The sequence below is a fragment of the Litorimonas cladophorae genome (assembly GCF_014652455.1).
GTDB lineage: Bacteria > Pseudomonadota > Alphaproteobacteria > Caulobacterales > Maricaulaceae > Litorimonas > Litorimonas cladophorae.
In genome coordinates this window covers 119,284-139,413 of sequence record NZ_BMYV01000001.1, presented here as the reverse complement: position 1 = coordinate 139,413, position 20,130 = coordinate 119,284, and the positions used below count along the sequence as shown (strand labels likewise).

At 51.8% G+C, this 20,130-nt stretch carries 24 protein-coding genes; 17 read left to right on the top strand and 7 right to left on the bottom strand.

Annotated features, from left to right (window positions below):
* Positions 1–4: 4 nt before the first annotated feature.
* Entirely contained in the window at positions 5–1,012 is a 1,008-nt protein-coding gene (locus IE073_RS00770) for a hypothetical protein (RefSeq protein ID WP_189579982.1), read from the bottom strand.
* Positions 1,013–1,186: 174 nt separating this feature from the next.
* Here IE073_RS00770 and purM point away from each other — a divergent pair, with 174 nt between their 5' ends.
* From purM to IE073_RS00755, 3 genes are all read left to right on the top strand, one after another.
* Complete coding sequence (purM, locus tag IE073_RS00765) at positions 1,187–2,230, top strand: phosphoribosylformylglycinamidine cyclo-ligase (protein ID WP_189579979.1); 1,044 nt, start codon at positions 1,187–1,189, stop codon at positions 2,228–2,230.
* 4 nt (positions 2,231–2,234) lie between these two features.
* A complete protein-coding gene (gene purN, locus IE073_RS00760; RefSeq protein ID WP_189579976.1) occupies positions 2,235–2,825 on the top strand; it encodes a phosphoribosylglycinamide formyltransferase in 591 nt (196 codons plus the stop codon).
* 160 nt (positions 2,826–2,985) lie between these two features.
* A complete protein-coding gene (locus IE073_RS00755; RefSeq protein WP_189579973.1) occupies positions 2,986–4,338 on the top strand; it encodes a TadE/TadG family type IV pilus assembly protein in 1,353 nt (450 codons plus the stop codon).
* 77 nt (positions 4,339–4,415) lie between these two features.
* On the opposite strand, the gene ndk is transcribed toward IE073_RS00755, so the two are convergent.
* Positions 4,416–4,838 (bottom strand): nucleoside-diphosphate kinase, encoded by a 423-nt coding sequence (gene ndk / locus IE073_RS00750; RefSeq protein ID WP_189579970.1) that lies wholly within the window; start codon positions 4,836–4,838, stop codon positions 4,416–4,418.
* 97 nt (positions 4,839–4,935) lie between these two features.
* Between ndk and IE073_RS00745 the strand changes: the two genes are divergently transcribed.
* From IE073_RS00745 to IE073_RS00735, 3 genes are all read left to right on the top strand, one after another.
* Complete coding sequence (locus IE073_RS00745; protein WP_189579967.1) at positions 4,936–6,855, top strand: ABC-F family ATP-binding cassette domain-containing protein; 1,920 nt, start codon at positions 4,936–4,938, stop codon at positions 6,853–6,855.
* A gap of 219 nt (positions 6,856–7,074) precedes the next feature.
* Positions 7,075–7,761 (top strand): hypothetical protein, encoded by a 687-nt coding sequence (locus IE073_RS00740; RefSeq protein WP_189579962.1) that lies wholly within the window; start codon positions 7,075–7,077, stop codon positions 7,759–7,761.
* 52 nt (positions 7,762–7,813) lie between these two features.
* Positions 7,814–8,164, top strand: coding sequence for a DUF3140 domain-containing protein (locus IE073_RS00735; protein ID WP_189579960.1), 351 nt, complete (start codon positions 7,814–7,816; stop codon positions 8,162–8,164).
* Here the strand turns inward: IE073_RS00735 and IE073_RS00730 are convergent.
* Together IE073_RS00730 and IE073_RS00725 are read right to left on the bottom strand one after the other, a co-directional pair.
* Positions 8,161–8,634, bottom strand: coding sequence for a hypothetical protein (locus IE073_RS00730; RefSeq protein ID WP_189579955.1), 474 nt, complete (start codon positions 8,632–8,634; stop codon positions 8,161–8,163). The two genes, IE073_RS00735 and IE073_RS00730, sit on opposite strands and share 4 nt — an antisense overlap.
* A 91-nt stretch (positions 8,635–8,725) precedes the next feature.
* Entirely contained in the window at positions 8,726–9,730 is a 1,005-nt protein-coding gene (locus tag IE073_RS00725) for an HWE histidine kinase domain-containing protein (RefSeq protein WP_189579952.1), read from the bottom strand.
* A 274-nt stretch (positions 9,731–10,004) separates the two neighbouring features.
* Between IE073_RS00725 and trmD the strand changes: the two genes are divergently transcribed.
* The 9 genes from trmD to IE073_RS00680 all read left to right on the top strand — a co-directional run bounded on the left by trmD (position 10,005) and on the right by IE073_RS00680 (position 14,612).
* Positions 10,005–10,730, top strand: coding sequence for a tRNA (guanosine(37)-N1)-methyltransferase TrmD (gene trmD, locus IE073_RS00720; protein WP_189579949.1), 726 nt, complete (start codon positions 10,005–10,007; stop codon positions 10,728–10,730).
* Positions 10,727–11,125, top strand: a complete 399-nt coding sequence (gene rplS, locus IE073_RS00715; protein ID WP_189579946.1) for a 50S ribosomal protein L19 — start codon at positions 10,727–10,729, stop codon at positions 11,123–11,125. Before trmD ends, rplS begins: the two co-directional genes overlap by 4 nt.
* Positions 11,126–11,202: 77 nt before the next feature.
* Positions 11,203–11,547 (top strand): DUF1294 domain-containing protein, encoded by a 345-nt coding sequence (locus tag IE073_RS00710; RefSeq protein ID WP_189579943.1) that lies wholly within the window; start codon positions 11,203–11,205, stop codon positions 11,545–11,547.
* Between the two features lie 117 nt (positions 11,548–11,664).
* Complete coding sequence (locus IE073_RS00705; protein ID WP_189579940.1) at positions 11,665–12,036, top strand: VOC family protein; 372 nt, start codon at positions 11,665–11,667, stop codon at positions 12,034–12,036.
* Positions 12,037–12,039: 3 nt separating this feature from the next.
* On the top strand, positions 12,040–12,774 hold the full coding sequence (locus IE073_RS00700; protein ID WP_189579937.1) for a helix-turn-helix transcriptional regulator: 735 nt from the start codon (positions 12,040–12,042) through the stop codon (positions 12,772–12,774).
* Between the two features lie 90 nt (positions 12,775–12,864).
* On the top strand, positions 12,865–13,383 hold the full coding sequence (locus IE073_RS00695; RefSeq protein ID WP_189579934.1) for a MarR family winged helix-turn-helix transcriptional regulator: 519 nt from the start codon (positions 12,865–12,867) through the stop codon (positions 13,381–13,383).
* A 16-nt stretch (positions 13,384–13,399) separates the two neighbouring features.
* Positions 13,400–13,858, top strand: coding sequence for a CBS domain-containing protein (locus tag IE073_RS00690; protein WP_189579931.1), 459 nt, complete (start codon positions 13,400–13,402; stop codon positions 13,856–13,858).
* 10 nt (positions 13,859–13,868) lie between these two features.
* Positions 13,869–14,330, top strand: a complete 462-nt coding sequence (locus tag IE073_RS00685) for a CBS domain-containing protein (protein WP_189579929.1) — start codon at positions 13,869–13,871, stop codon at positions 14,328–14,330.
* A 33-nt stretch (positions 14,331–14,363) separates the two neighbouring features.
* The gene (locus IE073_RS00680) at positions 14,364–14,612 is read left to right on the top strand and encodes a hypothetical protein (RefSeq protein WP_189579926.1); all 249 of its coding nucleotides are present in this window, start codon (positions 14,364–14,366) and stop codon (positions 14,610–14,612) included.
* Between the two features lie 93 nt (positions 14,613–14,705).
* Here the strand turns inward: IE073_RS00680 and IE073_RS00675 are convergent, their stop codons facing one another.
* Positions 14,706–15,380 (bottom strand): type 1 glutamine amidotransferase domain-containing protein, encoded by a 675-nt coding sequence (locus tag IE073_RS00675; protein WP_189579923.1) that lies wholly within the window; start codon positions 15,378–15,380, stop codon positions 14,706–14,708.
* 726 nt (positions 15,381–16,106) lie between these two features.
* Between IE073_RS00675 and IE073_RS00670 the strand changes: the two genes are divergently transcribed.
* Positions 16,107–18,203 (top strand): DEAD/DEAH box helicase, encoded by a 2,097-nt coding sequence (locus IE073_RS00670; protein ID WP_189579920.1) that lies wholly within the window; start codon positions 16,107–16,109, stop codon positions 18,201–18,203.
* Positions 18,204–18,215: 12 nt separating this feature from the next.
* Here the strand turns inward: IE073_RS00670 and IE073_RS00665 are convergent, their stop codons facing one another.
* Both IE073_RS00665 and IE073_RS00660 read right to left on the bottom strand, forming a co-directional pair.
* Positions 18,216–19,127, bottom strand: coding sequence for a haloalkane dehalogenase (locus IE073_RS00665; RefSeq protein WP_189579917.1), 912 nt, complete (start codon positions 19,125–19,127; stop codon positions 18,216–18,218).
* Positions 19,128–19,155: 28 nt separating this feature from the next.
* Positions 19,156–19,401, bottom strand: coding sequence for a ParB N-terminal domain-containing protein (locus tag IE073_RS00660; protein WP_189579914.1), 246 nt, complete (start codon positions 19,399–19,401; stop codon positions 19,156–19,158).
* A 63-nt stretch (positions 19,402–19,464) separates the two neighbouring features.
* Between IE073_RS00660 and IE073_RS00655 the strand changes: the two genes are divergently transcribed.
* A complete protein-coding gene (locus tag IE073_RS00655) occupies positions 19,465–20,130 on the top strand; it encodes a fumarylacetoacetate hydrolase family protein (protein WP_189579911.1) in 666 nt (221 codons plus the stop codon).

The following is a 20,130-nucleotide window of genomic DNA, read 5'->3' as shown; positions in this document are numbered from 1 at the left end:
AAATTTATGAACGCGTAAAGACGAGCCCAAGTTTCGGGTCCTGTTGGACCCGCACACCTTTGAACCGCAACTCTGTTGCCAATCTATCAATATCGCCGCCATAAGAAATGGTCATCAACGCGCCATCTTTGGACAGTGCATCCAAGCGCGCACCTTTGATTTGGGCTGAGGTATTGATCGCTTCTTGCAGTGTGATCCAATCCGTGTGGGACTGATAGAGGACCGATACAGGTGTCGTAACCATCTGACCCGTGCCAACACTTGAGGCCTGTTTCCAATCGGCTTCTAAACGCGCGACCAGTCGGTCGGCTAAATCATCTGCGCCAGCGGCGCCTGAAATGGTGAAGCTTTGACGATTCCCTGTGTCCACCGACACATCGGTGATATTAGCCGAGGTCGCCGATCCACGCGCGTCGACAATCAAAATCTGATTGAGGCTATATTTAGCCGCAAGATTTTCAAGCTCCGAAACCGATGGCGTTGCCGACAGGTTTGCAGCATCGGCAGCAGAAGCGGCTGTCAGCGGCGTCAAGGCATAGGACAAGCGAGGGTCCGACAGAGCAGTTTGCAAAGTCCCGCCTCCACGCAAGCCACTTTCACGGACCAGCACGAGACGCTCTCGGGCTTGTGAGCTGACAAGGGTTAGCTGGTTGTCTTTCAAAAATTGCTGCACCTGCGACGGGTTAAACGCCACGGTGATCTCACCCAGATACCGATTGGCGGAGCGACGTTCTTGCCCAACTTCCAATGCGCGGATCATCCGGCCTACCATTTCAGGCGTCAGAGCGGGCAGCGGGTTCGCCGCGCGTTCGCTCTCTAATGTCATACGGTTGATCAGAGCGTTCGCCGCGCGAAGCTGCCCACCTTGGATGGCTTTGGTCTGCGCTTCGATCGCCGTGGCTGCTGTCGCATCGACATTAATGCCCCCGACTGTGAATGGATCACCCGCCAGGGCACGCGGTGCCACCAAAAGCGAAAGAATAGCGAAGGTGAGGAAGAGAATACGTGTCATGGGGGCTGGATAGCCTAGAGACTGCAAAACACCAATAGGCTGGACCAGATATAACGGCTTCTTTCAGCTTGCAGACATGTTACGGGCAGCTTTCTGGTAGCACCATCTTGCGCCCAAGCGGTCAAAGTGGTCCAAGGCCGTGAGTTATTCAGATTTCTGCACAGGACTATGCACATGACCTCCGACTCCAAAGGTGAAAAAGGTCTCTCTTACGCGGATGCTGGCGTGTCCATCGACGCGGGCGACGCGCTGGTTGACCGTATAAAACCCATGGTCAAATCCACGCGGCGGTCTGGTGCTGACGGCACGATTGGCGGGTTTGGCGGCGCGTTTGATTTAAAAGCTGCCGGCTATACTGACCCTATCCTCATTTCAGGCACAGATGGTGTGGGAACGAAACTACGTATAGCTATTGATACGGGACGGTTGGACACAGTCGGCATCGACCTCGTTGCAATGTGTGCCAATGATGTTTTGGCAAATGGCGCAGAACCCCTGTTTTTCCTTGACTATTATGCCACGGGCAAGCTGACGTCGGATAATGCGGCCGCGGTGATTTCAGGTATCGCAGAAGGTTGCCGCCAAGCGGGTTGCGCCTTGGTCGGCGGTGAAACGGCGGAGATGCCAGGCATGTATGAAGGCGATGACTTCGATCTAGCGGGCTTTGTCGTCGGCGCCGTTGAGCGCGACGCGATGCTGCCACGCCATGATGATATGGATGCGGGCGATATGTTGATCGGGTTGGAAAGCTCTGGCCCGCATTCAAATGGCTACTCTCTTATTCGCAAGATCGTAGATAGATCAGGTTTGAGCTGGGATGATCCAGCACCCTTTGCCGATACCCCGCTTGCGGAAGCTTTGCTCACACCAACTCGGCTTTATATTAAATCACTCATTCCGCTCATCCGCAGCGGCTTGGTTTCGGGGCTCGCTCATATCACTGGCGGTGGCTTAACCGATAACACACCCCGCATGCTGCCCAAGGGCTTGGTCCCTGAGTTCGATTTTGAGGCGTGGGACCGCCCTGCCGTCTTTAAATGGCTGCAAGAAACAGGCGGTGTTGCCGAGGACGAAATGCGGCGCGCATTCAACTGCGGTATCGGCATGGTCCTCTGCGTTAAGCCCGCGGATATGCAAGACGTATTGGCGCAACTTGAAGCCGCGGGCGAACATGCTCATGTCATTGGGCAGTTAAAACGCGTTGCAACCTGTGTCTAACCCAATGCCTCGTAAGATCCGCACGGCGGTTCTCATTTCTGGGCGAGGCTCGAATATGCTCGCCATTGTTGAGGCGGCGAAAGCGCCTGATTATCCCGCAGATATTTGCCTTGTGATCTCAAACAAAGACACCGCCGCTGGGCTGGACGCTGCGGAAGCCCAGGGCGTCACTGCCATTTGTGTCGACCACACCGCCTATGAGAGCCGTGCAGATTTCGAAAGTGTTCTGGATGCGGTTTTGCGCGAACATGACATCGAATTTGTCGTCTGCGCTGGATTCATGCGCGTATTGAGCCCTGGCTTTGTAAAAGGTTGGGCAGGACGCCTCATTAACATCCACCCTTCGCTTCTGCCGAAATATAAAGGGCTACATACGCACAAACGCGCGTTAAAGGCTGGCGATACGGAACATGGTTGCACCGTGCACTGGGTCAATGAAGGCGTCGATGACGGCGAAATCATCGCCCAAGCTGTTGTTCCCATTCATCCTGGTGACACGACTGACGATCTCGCATCGCGCGTTTTAGAACAAGAACTGACCCTTTACCCTGAAACGCTGGCTAAAGTTCTCCTTCAAAGGTCATTTAAGCGTTAGTTCTGGTCGTCTGGCCGTTAACTTTCTGTTTAGGCTGTTTTGGCTTAACCTTTTAGCAACCCTCTTTCGTAAGTCGGTAAAAACATCCCTGCCCTAAACACGCCCTACTGGAAGGACCGAGTCCGTTCCAAACGAATTTTATGGTTGGGAAACTTCGATTATGTTAAGCTTCAAAAGTAGGACATCACTCCTCAGACGCTTTGGCGAGGATGAGGGCGGAAATATCGCGCTGACTTTTGCGGTCAGTGCAGTTGCGATTATGGGTTGCATGGGCGCGGCAATGGATTTTTCCACACTCAGCAATGCAGAAGCACGTAGTCAAGCCATTGCTGACCAAACCGCATTGACCGCTGCGATCTTTGTTAGGGATAATAACCACAAGCCAGAAGGCGACGACAACGGTTACCTAGAAGGCAATCACACTGCCGAAGATTTAGGATATGAATTTAAAGGTTGGGTCGACGGCGGCGCGAGCAATGTGAACGTGTCCCTCGTCTACGATGACAGTGCCAAAGAAGCGCGAGTGAAAGTCACAGGCAGAACTGTCCCAACTTTCATGCAAATTTTTGGTAAAAAGTCGTTGGATTTTGAAGCTGAGTCTATTGCCTCATATTTGCAGATTGATGATAAACATCCGGCTTCAATCGCGCTGGTATTGGACAACTCTGGTTCAATGAACTGGGACGACAAAATCGCTAACTCAAATGGCTCATCACCGGCTGGTGCAAACCCGCGTATTGATGCCCTCGAAGATTCTGTAAACAAATTCTCTGCGGACCTCTCCAGTCGTTTGGGAACTGAGGACAGCTCTGGTCAGAAAACGATTCGGATGGGGATGTTACCCTATAGCTCGAACATTATTTCGGACAATCGGGTCGATATGAAATGGGGCTACCTTACTCCAAATGAAGTGAACGCGATGACGCCGTCTGGTAGCACAAACTCGAACCCCCCCATGGCCGAAGCCCTTCAATGGATGAATGTAGAGAACACATACCATCAAAACGAAGCCGATCGTGCAAATGAAGATTATCGAGAGCCTTTAAAATTTATCGTTTTCATGTCCGATGGACAGAATACATTGGGTAGTTACGAGTTCCTCGCAGATGACACGGCTCCTGTGTTGTGGAGACAAAATTATAATGGGAGTTGGTCTGGCGCTTGGGCGTCGTCCTACCCCAATGGTCGAAACGGATACACGCGAGGTCATCTGCGTCGAAACACCGACCGCCTAACGATCGATTCTTGCAACACGCTCAAGGCTCAAGGCGCACAAATTTTCACGATCGGATACGCTCTGGACGTCGGTGATTATCACGCTAATTACAGAAATCAGCCTTACGCAACTGAACACGTAAACCTCTGGAATCAGACAAACGCATACAACTTGTTGCTGTCTTGCGCTTCAAAAGCAGAGAACTTCACCACCGCTGGCGATACGCAACAGTTGGAAGAGGCGTTCGATGAAATCCAAAATGCGATTGTTAAAGAATTGATCCGCATCAAGTCCTAGGACTCGCACAAAAAATCGGGAAAAGAAAAAGGCCGGGTCACCCGGCCTTTTTTGTGTTTAGTGCTGGCGAATAAAGCCTAGCCAACGATTTCATCGTCGGAGAAGAAGAATTTGATTTCTTCAGCCGCTGTCTCAGGTGCATCAGAACCGTGGACTGTGTTGGCATCAATGGATTCAGCAAACTCAGCGCGGATTGTGCCCGCGTCGGCGTCGGCTGGGTTCGTTGCGCCCATGACTTTACGGTATTCCGCGATGGCATTTTCGCCTTCAAGAACCTGAACCACAACTGGGCCAGACATCATAAATTTGACAAGGTCGCCATAGAATGGACGCTCTTTATGCACAGCGTAGAAGCCGCCTGCTTGCTCTTCTGTGAGCTGAAGACGCTTTTGTGCAACAATGCGCAGACCCGCTTCTTCGATCTTAGCGTTTACCTTACCTGTAATGTTACGCTTCGTTGCGTCAGGTTTGATGATAGAGAATGTACGTTGAATAGCCATGATGTGCTCCATTGAGACTGAGATTTGGTTTGGCGCGCCCTTAATGCGGGCTTGCACTGCTGTAAAGGCGATATAGGAGTGCCTCTGAGTTTATCAAATGCTTCACATTAACGATCTGACATACCGTATTGAAGGCCGCCTGCTCTTTGAACAGGCTACATTGGCGATTAATGAAGGCCATAAGGTTGGCCTCGTCGGTCGAAACGGCACTGGTAAATCCACCCTCTTCCGCCTGATAAAATCCGAAATCAGTCCCGATGACGGAGAGATCAATCTCCGCAAGAATATGAAATTGGGCGTGGTTGACCAAGAAGTTCCAAGTGGCCCTCAAAGTCTGATCGACACGGTTCTGGACGCAGATATCGAACGAAAATCACTTTTAGCTGAAGCCGAAACTGCGACAGACCCCATGCGGATTGCAGCCATCCATACTCGGCTCTCTGATATTGATGCTTATTCGGCGGAGGCCCGCGGCGCTTCAATTTTGGCAGGCTTGGGGTTCAGCGCCGAAGAGCAACTCAAACCCTGTTCGGATTTCTCTGGCGGTTGGCGGATGCGGGTCGCTCTTGCTGCGATGCTCTTTGCGCAACCTGACTTGTTGCTGCTGGATGAGCCGACCAACTATCTGGACGTTGAAGGCGCGGTCTGGCTTGAGGCTCACATCCGAAAATATTCGGGCACTGTGTTAGTGATCTCTCATGACCGTGACTTTCTAAACACTGCTGTCACCCATATCGCGCATTTGCGGGGCGGAAAACTCTACGGATACACGGGAAATTACGATATTTTTGAACGCCAGCTGGCCGAGCGTAATCGGCTCGACATGTCGCTCATGGCCAAACAAGAAAATGAGCGACGCCATCTGGAAGCCTTCGTCAATCGTTTCAAAGCCAAAGCCTCCAAAGCCAAGCAAGCCCAAAGCCGCGTGAAAAAGCTCGCGAAAATGCAGCCCGTCGCAACGATCATCAATGACCCGATTGCACCGATCACATTGCAGGGCCCAGAGCGTCAATTGTCCCCGCCAATCGTTCGATTTGATGAGGTCGCCCTTGGCTATCAAAATGCAGGCCAAGATGATTTTGTTGTGCTGCGCAAAGTTAACCAACGCATTGATCCCGATGACCGCATCGGCATCCTTGGGAAAAATGGACAGGGCAAATCTACATTCGCAAAGGCAATTATGGGGGAGCTAGAACCCCTCCTGCTCGACCCCGCCAAGCCTGGGTTTATCAAGAAGAACAAAAAGCTACGGATTGGCTATTTCGCCCAACATCAGATCGACGCGTTGAACCCGCGCGCGAGTGCCTATGATCACGTTGTCGAACTTATGCCCGACGCCACCGAAGCCCAACGCCGCGCACGGTTGGCAGGGTTTGGCCTGGGAACAAAAAATGCCGAAACACCGGCGGGCGATTTGTCGGGCGGAGAGAAAGCACGGCTTCTGTTTTCACTCATCGGATTTCACAAGCCGCACCTTTTAGTTTTGGATGAACCCGCGAACCATTTGGACATCGACAGCCGCGCCGAATTGATCCGTAGCCTTAACAATTACGAAGGCGCAGTCGTCGTTATTTCGCATGATCGAAACTTGCTAGAAGCCGTCGTCGATCGCCTCTGGCTGGTGGACTCAGGCAGCGTCTCATCCTTTGATGGATCTTTAGACGATTACCGCAAACTCCAGTTGGAGAAAACTAAAACTACAAAAAAACAAAAGACTAGCGAAGATAACTCACGCAAGCGACACCGACAAGATCGAGCCCGAGCTATACAAGAAATCGCGCCGCTTAAACGTGAGACCGAGACCTTAGAGACACAGATCGCGAAGGCGCAAGCCTCGCTCAAGACCATCGACACACGTCTCGCCACTGAGGATTTGTTTACCACGAATCCTGATGAAGCTGTCGCGCTTAGTCAGCAACGTGCGAAGACCGAAACGTTGATCGAATCACTTGAGTTGGATTGGTTCGCGGCGCTTGAAAAATACGAGGCGGCTCGCGAACGGGAGGGATTAGATTAGCGGGGGTATATAGAAACCGTTGCGATGAGTATGGCTGGGTCGCGGCAAAGTGGGATGGTTTTTGCCATGTTAAAAACTCGACTAATTCGCGAACAAGACTCCAGTTTACATTTCGAAGTGATGGCTTGGTTGATTCAGAACTTTGGATCCCCGCCCCGTCCCCCGGTGCCGTCACCGCTTCACAAATCACCGAGTTTTGAAGCGCTCTCTTGGGGAGACATGGACACACGTACCGTTTTTGATTGGGCCGACGATCATTTCCACGCCATCAAAACCGAGTGCCATTTGGAAAATTTGGACATCCTCCTCACGCCTGCCGGTGATGGCTTGGACACGGCGCAATTGGCCGCGAGCCGACGTCTTGACGCGCTCGCCTCAGGCCGAAACCCATATCTCGTCGATACACAAACGAAAGATAATCCGCAGGTGTTTTACGACCCGCGCGATTGCGTTGAACCGGGATATTTCGCAGCACGCATTATCTTGCAGCTCGCCGATATTCGCATTTCAGATTATCGCAGCGAATACCCGCTCTCCCCGATGATGCAACGTATGGTCACGCTGATTGCAGCCACCTATTGCCGGCAAGGATTTACCCTGGCCAATGTCCCACATGAGATTTCACGATTTCTTACTCCGCCCAGTGACCTCCGCGCAGTCCCTCTGCGGATCGTGGTCAATTCGCTCTGCTATGCGACCTGTCTGGGCTTGCGAGTCCGACGACAGTCAGCCGAACAGATCATCGCCACCTATGGCACGCGCATGCCAAAGATATTCCGCCGCAAGGTCAGGCAAGCCTGCCGCCAGATCGACAGCCATGCTGAGGATTTAGCCGTTCTACAGATGCTGGCAGAACCGCGCGCGAAACGCCGGGAAACGCCTCACCCCCTCAATATTCGGGCCTAGTGGAACAGTTTAGCTTCGTCTCCGTTGTACTGATATAAACAACGGAGGCCTCATGAGCTCGTCGAAATCGAAAGAACAAATCTGGGATGAATGGCGAGACCTCGTCAATATGGCACCCCAGGACTTGGAAGACTGGCTGGAAACGGACGAGAGCAAAAGCGTCGGTGATAGCGATTCAGGGGAATCGACAGGTCATAAATCAGGTCGCCGGATCGTAAACATTAAACGCACCAATAAAGACGATTTAACCGATGATCAGTATGACCACATGGCCACTGTTGTCGGTTATATCAAACGCCATTGCTCTCAAGGTGGACCAAAAGAGGATTTGGAATCTAGCGCTTGGCGCTATTCTCTGATGAATTGGGGGCATGACCCCCTCGCCGACGGCGGATGCGCTTAACGACAGTCAATCTGTTGAACGTAACCGTCTTCATCCAGTTCAATCGTCAGTCGATCCGCGATCTCGGGCCCCAAATTCAGACGATCCCTCATATCCGTATTAGTTGAAGCGTAAAGATTCTGCCCCGCTAAAAATTCCCGCACCTCGACATAGGGCGTTTGTATGTAGAGTGGGTCCCCGGCGCCGTAACCGAATCCTTCAACAATGGCAGGTTTGATCAAACGTTTTCGTCCCGGAAGTCCCGCGATAAAAATCGCACCCTCATGCTGGCCAACGAGACCAGCGTAGAGCCGCGACTGGCAAAGGTCATCATTTGGAACCCGTGGTGGCAATTGCCTATTCAAATATTGCGGTCGCACATATTGTCCCTGCCCTGGTGTCGGGCGGTATTCAGGATAAGTGCTGACGGGTTGCCCAATCGAACACGCCGACAAGGTCGTCAACAACGTAAACGACAGCAGTAATGGCATGAAAGGACGAATCATTTCAGCAAAATGAGGGCAAAGCGTTTAGACCACGTTAACCATGCCGCGCGGCTAGCGCAGAAACCATATGAAGCGCTTAGGGCCTCTCACTGACATTCTCCAGCGGTGCCCGTAAAGACCAACACACGCCTGATGGATCGTAATCTAATGTGACACGACCTGACACTGAACTGGATGCCATTTGGCGAATGACCCTGTCTCCGAACCCTTTTCGCAAGGGGCTCTCAACAGGGGGGCCGTTTTTCTCAACCCACTCAACGACGAATTCTTCGCCATCTTCTTTTTCAATCCCCCAAGTTATCTCGACACGGCCCTCAGGTATTGAAAGCGCCCCGTATTTTACCGCGTTGGTTGCAAGTTCATGCAAGGCCATTCCGATGGATTGCGCAGACTTCGCATTTAGCGCCAACTCGGGGCCTTTAAAAATCACACGGCCGCTTTTCCCCGACGTATAGGGCTGCATATGCGAACGCGCCAAACGATCCATCGTCATATAGGTCCATGTATTATCAACAAGAGTGGATTGATTGGAGCTAAGCGCCGAAAGTCTCTCGGTAAACTTGACTATGAAGTCCTCGGGGTCGGTAGTTTTCGCAGTAAGCCGGGCGATTCCTTGAACGACTGTCAGCATATTTTTGGAGCGGTGGGCAAGCTCACCCATCAAAAATTGAATGCGACTCTCCGCTTCCTTAAAGTCAGTGATGTCTTGAATTGCAACGAGCCCCGTAACGGGTCTTGGATCGCCGTTTTTCAACTGACCCTCAAATTTCACCTGTTTTCGAGCATTGATCCAGCGAATGGACAAGTCTGCATTGATCACGCGATGAACCACGGAAATAAAGCCTTCGCTGTTTGGCGATAACAAGCAACTGACTTGGGACTCCACGTCCTGACGATCGTCTGGATGTATGCGGTCGTGGAGGGTTTGGCGAGAGACAGGTTCATTTGCAGGGAGCTCAAAAAACCCAGCAGCGCGATTATCAAGCGTAATTGTGTCGTTGAGATAATCGACTTCGCCGAGACCAAGCCCCGCAATTTTGATTCCCAAATCTAGCTGCTCAGCCGTTTTCGTATCTGTCATTCGTGACTCCATTGCGCGCAGCAGACGTCTTGTTTTTGATCACAGCCAGAAACCGCACGCGAATTATTGAGCCTTCCCCGAAACTGTATATCTCTTGAAAATTTCATTTCAATGGAGCTTTCTAAGCCAGATTTAGCCATTTTAAGATTGCCGTAGACCGTCCAACCAAGGCGCCAAGCCCAGTGGCGCAGACCCAGGCGTTTTGAGCGCGCCCCTTAAGGACCTACCGAATCTCTTTCTGGCCCTTCTAGTTCCCCTCTGCTAGCTGCTGCCCATGTCAGACACCCCTAAACCGTGGCGCGTGACCGCCCTCACCCTGTTCCCAGACGCCTTTCCGGGTGTTTTGGGCACATCAATCATTGGTGGGGCTGAAAAAAGCGGGATTTGGCAGCTAGATACGGTAGACATTCGTGATTTTTCGACTAATAGGCACCGCAGCGTTGATAGCCCGCCTTCGGGCGGCGGCCCCGGAATGGTTTTAAAACCGGATGTGGCAGCAAGGGCCATCGACAGTGTAGCCGACGAACGGCCGCTCATTTATATGACCCCTCGGGGCAAACCTCTGACGCAGCAACGTGTTCGGGAGTTGGCTACGGGACAGGGTCTTATTGTGTTTTGCGGACGGTTTGAAGGCCTCGACCAAAGGGTGATCGAAGCCCGCGAGATGGAAGAGATTTCCATTGGCGACTTCGTTCTCGCAGGTGGTGAGGTGGCCGCACAAGTGATGATCGAGGCGTGCGTACGCCTGCTGCCTGGGGTTCTGGGTGATGCGGACAGCGCCTCGGACGAGAGTTTTGAAGATGGTTTGCTGGAGTATCCACTCTATACCAAGCCGAGAGAGTGGGAAAACCGGAACATTCCGGACGTGTTGGTAAGCGGCGATCATCAAAAGATCGCAGATTGGCGACGCACCCAAAGCGAAGAGACAACGAAGGCGCGACGCCCAGACCTCTATGAAAAGGTCATGCGGGACAAAGCGCGAAAAGGAGACGGACAATGAACGTCATTGAAAAGATCGAAAAAGCCGAAGCCGAGCGCCTGCTCTCCGGTGATAAAACTATCCCTGATTTTTCAGCGGGTGACACGCTTGTTGTTCAAGTTCGGATTACAGAAGGCACACGCACACGTTTGCAAGCCTTTGAAGGCGTCTGCATCGCCCGTTCAGGCGCAGGCATCAAAGAGAGCTTCACAGTTCGTAAGATTTCCTATGGTGAAGGCGTCGAACGCGTATTCCCACTCTATTCCCCAATGGTCGAAGAGATCGAAGTCAAGCGTCGCGGTAAAGTCCGTCGCGCCAAGCTTTACTACCTCCGTGACCGTCGTGGTAAGTCCGCACGTATCGTTGAGCGGACAACAGGTCGCGGCATGACCGGTGGACGCGCCAAGAAGAAGTAGTCTTCTTCAAAGAGATTAGAATAAATGACCGTCGTTCTTTTGAGCGGCGGTTTTTTTGTAAGAAAATTGATAATGTTATGACCGTAGGCTTCCTAACGCCCCCGACTATACTCATCAGTATTTACCTGCTTAGCCTAAATCTAATCGCCTACATTGCCTTTTACGTCGACAAAAAGCGGGCGCGACAGCAGTTGTCACGCATCCCAGAATCGACACTCCTCCTAATTGCTTTATTCGGCGGAACGATTGGCGCTATAACGGCGCAGCATCAGTTTCGTCATAAAACGCTGAAACAGCCGTTCAAATTTCAACTCTATTGCATCGCTATTCTGCAACTCGCATTTGTGATCATGCTCCTGTTCCCAGATCAACGCGGAGCTATGGCGGACTGGGTCGAGGCATGGGGCCTTGAAGACCGCTAATTCCAACGCATGGCCTCCAAATCGCTGGTTACGAAAACACTACTGACATAATGCTGTCAGTAGGGGTATGCGAATACAGACTTGGCAAACAATTTTACCCGCCAAGGAGATTTAGAAATGGCTACAAACAATCAGAACCGCGTCGTCTGGGCAGAAATTCCAGTGGCAGATATGGACAGAGCAATGGGTTTTTACGCCACTGTTTTGGGTGCACCTCTAGAAATGAACCACGAAGGCCCCGTCCCCGTCGCCATGTTCCCGGCAGATAATGAGACGGGTATTTCAGGCAACCTTATCCCGGGCAAACCCGCATCCAATGGCGAAGGTCCTGTCGTGCATATTAATGCGACATGCGATCTGGAAACGACGAAAACACGCGTCATCGAAGCGGGCGGTAAGGTCGTCTCCGACATCATCCAAATTCCCGTTGGTACTTTCTTCTACGCCATTGATACCGAGGGCAATGGCCTCGGCCTGTTTCGGTACTAGACCGTGAGACGTGCCGACCGTTTATTTCAAATCGTGCAGCTTTTGCGCGGCGGTCGGCTCGTCACTGCGGCGACTCTGGCGGAGAAACTCGAAGTCTCCGTCAGAACGATCTACCGCGATATTGCCGATCTACAATCGACTCGCGTCCCGATCGATGGCGAAACGGGTGTCGGCTATGTCATGCGGGATGGGTACGACATTCCGCCTTTGATGTTCACGGCGGATGAAGTTGTTGCCCTCGTCGCAGGGGCGCAAATGGTGCGCTCTTGGGGCGGTACGGCCATGGCCACAGCGGCTGAAGAAGCCTTGATCAAAATTGAATCCGTCTTGCCAGAAGCGGCCCGCGCCCGCGCGGCAAGCTCACGCGTCTTCGCTCTTCCTTCCGTGCAAAATCAAGAGACCCGCGACCGAATTGATGCCTGCGAAAAGGCGGCAGAAAATCGTGACGTCCTGACCGTGCGGTATAAAGACTTAAAAGGCACAACCTCATCTCGGGACATTCAACCGCTGGGCATTTGGTTCTGGGGCAATGTTTGGACCTTGGCAGCCTGGTGCCAACTCCGCGAAGATTTCCGTGTTTTCCGGGTTGATCGAATTATCGAGATGACCCTGACAGGGCAGCGCTACGCGCCGCACCCAGATCGCTCTCTCGCCGCGTGCCTCAGAAAGTTTGAAGCCGAGGAGTATGAACGGCGTGAGCAAAGCGATTCCGCTTGGCGGAAGCCTCCGCTCACCTAAAACAAGGGCCTACAGGCCTCCAAGTTCAGATTGGCAGACATTACAGAAAAGAGACTTGCATATAGTAACCTAGCATATTAAATGCTAAGCATGATTACGAAACAAGACGATCTGTTGGGTACACTCATCCATGATGTGGCGCATTTGCTCAGACATGAGATCGATGACCGCCTCCGCCCCTTCAATCTCACACGAGCAAAATGGTTAGCGCTGGGTATTATCCAGCGGAACCCCGATTTATCGCAATCAGAATTGGCCACTCGATTAGAATTAGGGGCCGCCTCTGTGGGGCGATTGGTAGACCGTCTTGTTCAAAGAGGCTTCGTCAACCGTGCACAAGATCCAAATGATCGACGCTCTTATACCTTGCAAATCACACAAGATGCAGCCGATGTACTGGCCCAGCTGGACGGCGTTCCCGATCATTTAGAACGAACAATGCTAGATGGCCTCTCCGAGAAGGAGATCGACAGCCTAAGCAATAGCCTGTTGAAAATTAAAGAGAAACTCAAATTGAGTGTTGCATCTCTGGCCGCGTTTTTACCAATTTTAGCGAGCGACGCGAGCAAATCGCTCTTAGCCGTCACCGAATATGGAATCATAATTTAGTCTGAAAGGACAAAAAATGTCTCTTAGATCTGTTATTCGTCAAAACCCCAATCCCCTGCCGGTCGCGTTGCCACACGACTTCCTTGACGAAGTCGTCTCCAAGATGGTTGAGACCGGTCGAAATGCAGTCATTGTCATGGAAAGCGGGACGATCCTGCGCGGCATTATTACGGATCATGATATTATTCGTGCCGTGCATAAAACACAAAGTCTAGGCCGATCAATCGAGAGCTCGAAAGCCTCAGATTGGATGTCACATAATGTCGTGACCTGCGATGTCTCTGCCAAACTCAATGAAGTTTTGAAACTTATGGGACGCCACAAAATTAGGCACATCGTCGCGATGGACGCGGGCAAACCAACTGCCATTATCAGCATCCGCGATATTTTAAGCAAAATGCATGAGCAGGATGAGCTTGAGGTCAAAGTCCTACGCGACCTCGCCAGAAGCGCGCGTGTGGCCGACGTCGCGTAAAGATATTCTGATGAAAACGGTAAAAGAACTTGTCCGCTGCGGCCACTTCAACAGAGCGCGTTGTAGCGGAGATACATATTTGGACGAGGTCATCGATATGATGGCGCAGCTGGAAGAAAGCTCGGTCTTGGTGACAAAGACGGATGGGAGTGTTGCGGGAATACTGACCGATTCCGATATTCTATGCGCAGTAAAGCTAAAGGGCACCGCCGGCTCATCCATCTGCCGTGAGAAAGTAAAAGATTGGATGCGGTCAACGATAGCATTTTGCAGAACATCCGATTTACTGACGACCGCCGAAAATCTGATGGCACAACATTCAGTCCGCCATTTGGTTCTCCAAGACGGCAATCGCCTCATTGGATCTGTAACCCGCCACGACATCTTGGCGAAAATCCATGAACAGGATCAGGCCGAGCTCGAACAAGTCAAAGCTAACCTTATAGAATCTCTCAACTCACAAGCGGCTTAAGCCTCCGTTTGTAAATCTCAGAAAGCGCTTACTATGAAAATATATTTGAATGCATTGATCGAAACGATGCTGATTATGCTGATCATCGGTGTCGTGGCCGTGGCTCTTATATGGCTGTTGATGCAGAGCTTGCATGCGCCCCACGCCGTGGAATTTGGTGGCGAAGCCGTCGCCGTAATCGCGACATGTATCGCGGCTGGTTTTTTCTTCCGAATGTCGGTGCAGACCGAAAAAGAAATTGCGAAGAATTCTGAATCTTTAAAAAATCACTCAGAGGGCTAAGCCCTCTGAACTAATCGCTGCCGAATGCTAAGACTTATTTCTGAGCAACCCAGCAGCTGGCGCGCAGGAGAGCGGGGCCTCCTGCGCCTTTTATTAAAGTAGCTTCAACAGAGCGCGTGCAGCGTCCTCTGACGAGGCGGGGTTTTGACCCGTCACGAGTTTCCCGTCGGTCACAACGAAATTGGCCCAGTCGTCACCTTTTTCATATTGCCCACCATTGGCCTTCAGCATGTCTTCGACAAGGAACGGCACAACATCCGTTAGGCCCTGCGCCTCTTCTTCCGTGTTGGTGAATCCTGTCACAGTTTTACCTGAAACAAGCGGTTTTCCGTCTTTCCCATTTGTGTGTTTAAACACACCCGGCGCATGGCACACGGCTGCGATTGGGCGGTCTGACTTTGCGAAGGACTCAATCAAAGCGATACTGTCCTGATCGTCGGCCAAATCCCAGAGCGGTCCGTGACCACCCGGATAGAATACCGCATCATAGTCATCAGCATTTACAGTGCTCAGCCCAAGCGTCCCATCCAGTCGTCCTTGCGCGTCTGAATCGCCCTTAAAGCGTTCCGTCGCTTCTGTTTGCGCATTTTCAGCATCGCTGGATGGGTCAATTGGGGGTCTTCCACCTTTGGGAGAGGCCAATGTGATATCCGCGCCTGCATCATTGAAGACGTAATAAGGCGCTGCAAATTCCTCTAACCAAAATCCAGTTTTTTTACCTGTTTCGCCAAGTTTATCATGTGAAGTGAGAACCATTAAAATTTTCATGAGCGTAAACCTTATTCTATTTCTGGGGCGCAACGCGTGCTGCTTGATTAGCTAACGCGCGTCGGCCCTCGAAGTTGCAATTCAATGAAATAAGGTTGGGAATTCGAGGGGAAGAAAATATCTCTCCCTGTTTTAAACTTAAAAAAGCCCAAGAATAGTGAGCTTTCGAAAATTCTAATCCCCGTCCTTTATTTTAGCCCTATGTTTAGATGGTTCTCTCGGACACGGGACAGGCAAGTATACGTGACTGGTTTGTATCGAGAGACGGTGTGCTTACTTATATCCGGTAACGCAGATATAGAGGGGCCTGATGGTGTGAGCTGAACTGTCTGGAACGACAGGATATAAATTCCGGCCGCCTTCCGCAAAACACCGCCGCGTGGTCGTGCAAGTTAGCGAGAGTTAAAATGCACATCGATATTCGCGTAAAACATTTTTCTATCTCGGTATTCCGTCGTGAGTATCGACCACGCGGACGTCCCATTTATCAGGATATCGCAAGTCGGCAGACCTCACGATAGGCTGCAATGGCGTCCCCTTGCGTATGTCTCAGACCGATCCCAAAAACCTCGCCTGTACGCTAGGCTATGCAGCGGGTGTAAAACACCATAGGGAGCGCCCTTAGGCCTGTTAATTTTGAGTTGGCCGACGAGATCGACGTGATCGATCAGCCAGACAAAATTTGTCAGATCGGGATATTCCCGATCAACCCGAAAGAAAACGGCCATGTCCAATATTGAAAACGTGCATCCAGCACTCGCTATCGCTTTGGAAAAAAAGGGCTACAAAACCCTGACACCCGTCCAAGATGCCGCGCTCGCACCTGAACTTCAGGACCAAGACCTTCTTGTTTCTGCCCAAACAGGATCTGGCAAAACTGTTGCTTTTGGCCTGACGATGGCCTCGACATTGCTGGGCGAAAGTTCCGCGTTACTGCGCGCCGACGCACCACTCGCGCTTTGTATCGCCCCAACGCGCGAACTTGCGCTCCAAGTCAAACGCGAACTGGACTGGCTCTATAAAGATGCAGGCGCAAAAACGGCCAGCTGCGTTGGCGGTATGGATATGCGCACGGAACGTGCGGCTCTGACACGCGGCGCACATATTGTTGTCGGCACACCAGGCCGCCTCTGTGATCACATTAAACGCGGCTCACTCGATATGAGCGAGCTACAATGCATCGTTCTCGACGAAGCCGATGAAATGCTCAAAATGGGTTTCCGGGAAGAGTTGGAAATCATTCTCGGCGCCGCGCCAGATGAGCGCCGCACACTCATGTTCTCCGCAACGGTTCCAAAGACGATCTTGGGCATGACTAAGAAATATCAACGTAACGCCGTGCGCGTGAATACGGCTGCCGAAGCCAAACAGCATTTGGACATCGACTACCAAGTCATGACGGTCTCCAACGCCGACCGCGAAAACGCGATCATCAATGTCTTGCGCTTTTATAATGCGAAAAATGCCATCGTCTTTGGCGACACGCGTGTTGCGGTAAATCGCATGACGCAACGTTTCAACAATCGCGGGTTCTCCGTAGTTGCACTGTCTGGCGAATTGTCACAGGCCGAACGTAGTAATGCGCTGCAAGCTCTACGCGACGGTCGCGCTCAGGTTTGTGTTGCAACAGATGTTGCCGCACGGGGCTTGGATCTACCCGATCTGGAATTGGTAATTCATGCCGATGTGCCGCGAAATCGCGAAGCCCTGCTCCATCGTTCTGGACGAACAGGTCGTGCCGGTCGCAAGGGCGTATCAGCCTTGATCGTCGCACCCAGTCGCCGCCGTAACGCAGAGCGCCTATTGCGGGATGCGGGAATCACAGCAGAATGGGGCGAAGCGCCGAGCGCCGATGCCATCATCGCCAAAGACAATGAGCGCCTGTTAGATAACATGACCCTCACCGAAGAGGTTTCGGACGAAGAGCGCACAATGGTCGCGCGTCTGCTTAAAGCGCACTCTGCAGAACACATCGCAACCGCCTTCATTCGCCAATATCGTGAAGGCCAGTCGGCACCAGAAGAATTGATGCCCGCAAATTATAAACCGAGCAAGGAAGACCGTCACCCAGACGCCCGCAATTCTGGCCCGCGCGAAAATTTTGACAATGGCGTTTGGTTCTCATTGAATGTGGGTCGCAAGCAAAAGGCAGAACCAAAATGGATTTTGCCCATGCTCATGAAATCAGGTGGACTGAAAAAAGGTGAGATTGGCGCGATCAAGATTATCGACAATCAGACCTTCGTGGAAATGGCACCTAAAGGCGTCGAGCGCTTTCTTGAAAACATCGGTCCCGACATGAAAATCGAAGCCGCCATCACGGCCGCCCGTGTCGACGGCAAACCAAACCTTGCCCAACCGACCGAAAATTATCGTGGACGTGATCGCGATGGCGGTTCTGGCCGCAGCAAAGGTAAACCTTACGGCGATAAGCGCAAATCTGGCGGCGACAAAAAGCCATGGGGTGACAAAAAACGCTCTTACGACGACAAACCATCAGGCAATAAAAAGCCGTGGGGCGACAAGAAAAAGTCCTATGACGATAAGCCCGCTGGTGAAAAGAAGCCGTCATATGAGGACAAGCCAAAGCGAAATCAAAACTTCGAAGAGGGTACGTTCAAGCGTAAATCGCGCAAAGCGACGGGCTCCGATATGCCATCATATGACAAACCCAAGTCTGGGCCAAAAGATGGCGCCAAGAAACCGCATAAGAAAAAACTAGCTCGCGCAGCAGCGTTAAAAGAAAAAGGCGCCCCCAGCAGCTTTGGGAGCAAAGGCGGGGTCAAAAAAGGCTCGCGTAAAAGTACCCGCAAGCCCAAATAATTTAATGGAGGACTAGCCGTCCAAACGTGAAGCGAGCGAGATCAACATCTCGCTCAATTCAGCATGGACGTCTTCTTGCAAGAAGTGTCCACCACCTTTCAAGATTTGATGCGGCTGCCCCGCAGCCCCCGGAATAAGTTTCTGGAAAACCGCTTCGCCCCCTCTGGTGACGGGGTCTTGATCGGAAAAGGCTGTAACAAAAGGCTTCGTCCATTGTTGCAAAATTTTCCAGGCCTCAAGATTCTCGGCGACACCGTCCATATCCGGTCGCGTCGGAACAAGTGCTGGGAAAATGCGAGCGCCCGCTTTGTAGCGCTCATCAGGAAATGGCGCATCATATGCCGCGATCTCTTCAGACGACAGATCGCGCACAGTGGCGCCTTGCAGAATATTGCCCGTCGGAAATTCAGGCACAACTTGAGAGAATTTTTGCCATTTCAAGAAAGCCTCAGGCGGCGTGCCTTTTCCAATCGGAAGTCCCGTATTTCCAGCCATGACAGCCGCGAAACGATCTATATTATCCGCCACCAGCCGCAAACCAATCAATCCACCCCAGTCCTGACAAAACAGAACCGCGTCAGACACTTCAACATGGTCCAGCCATCGCTGCATCCAATTGACATGCGCCGTGTAGCTGTAGTCACCCATTTCAACGGGTTTATCAGATTTTCCAAACCCAATCAGGTCTGGCGCTAGAATCCTAAACCCAGCGTCGCTAAGCTGACGGATCATGAAACGATAGAGGAAGGACCAGCTCGGTTCACCATGCAATAAAACAATCGTGCGGCCACTCTGTGGGCCATAATCTACGTAATGCAAACGCAACAGCGTTCCGTCTGCGGCAACCACATTGCAGTAGGTCGGCGCAAATTCAAACTCTGGCAGATTGGAAAAACAGATATCGGGCGTACGGAGGAACTTCATGGTGCAACGTCCAATATTACGGGCACACTCACTTACGCTGCGCCGCAACGATATGGGCCTCGATCAAGGTCTCGCCTAACAACTTAACCGCTTCGACACGGTGCAGCCCTTCTTGCAAGACATAGCGATCCTTGCCGATACGGACATAAATAGGCTTCTGCAGTCCATTTTCCAAAATATCTTCAGCCAGCTCGACGACCTTATCTTGATCGAGCGTGTTCTTCTTCGCCGCGGGAACGTAGATTTTATCAATCGGCACATCGACAATGCGCATGTGAAACTCCATGTTATGTGGTATAACGATAGGCGCGACGACGCTGAATGCAATCGAGATGATATGACCAATTTTGTATTTCCCCCACATGACCCTGTTAGTTTACCGATTGCTGGATTGGACGCTCGGTTTCCTGTGCGTAGGATTTACTGCATCGGGAAAAACTATGCCGATCATATCGCCGAGATGGGCGGGGATGTTGCGCGATCAGAACCCATTTTTTTCACCAAGGCGGCCGAGACCATCGTTCATAATGGCGCAGATATTCCATATCCGCCCAATACGTCAGATCTGCACTACGAAGTGGAGCTCGTCGTCGCCATCGGTCCAGAAGACATGAATGGCGGAATATATGGTTACGGCGTGGGCATTGATCTTACCCGACGAGATTTACAGAGCGCCGCTAAAAAGAAAGGTGGCCCTTGGGATCGTTCCAAAAGTTTCCATCGCTCCGCGCCCTGCTCCGCCATCACACCGGCTGAAAAGGTCAATCTGGACGCCGCTCATATTGTATTGCGCAAAAATGGCGACATCGTTCAGGCTAGCGCTTTGTCAAATATGATCTGGGGCGTGGATGAAATTATTGCCCGTTTGCGCGAAGACATGGACCTCCAACCTGGGGATTTAATATATACGGGAACGCCTTCAGGCGTTGGCCCCGTCCGGATTGGAGATGAGCTGTCAGGTGGCGTCGAAGGCCTGCAGCGCATCACCGTTCGTTTCGTCTAG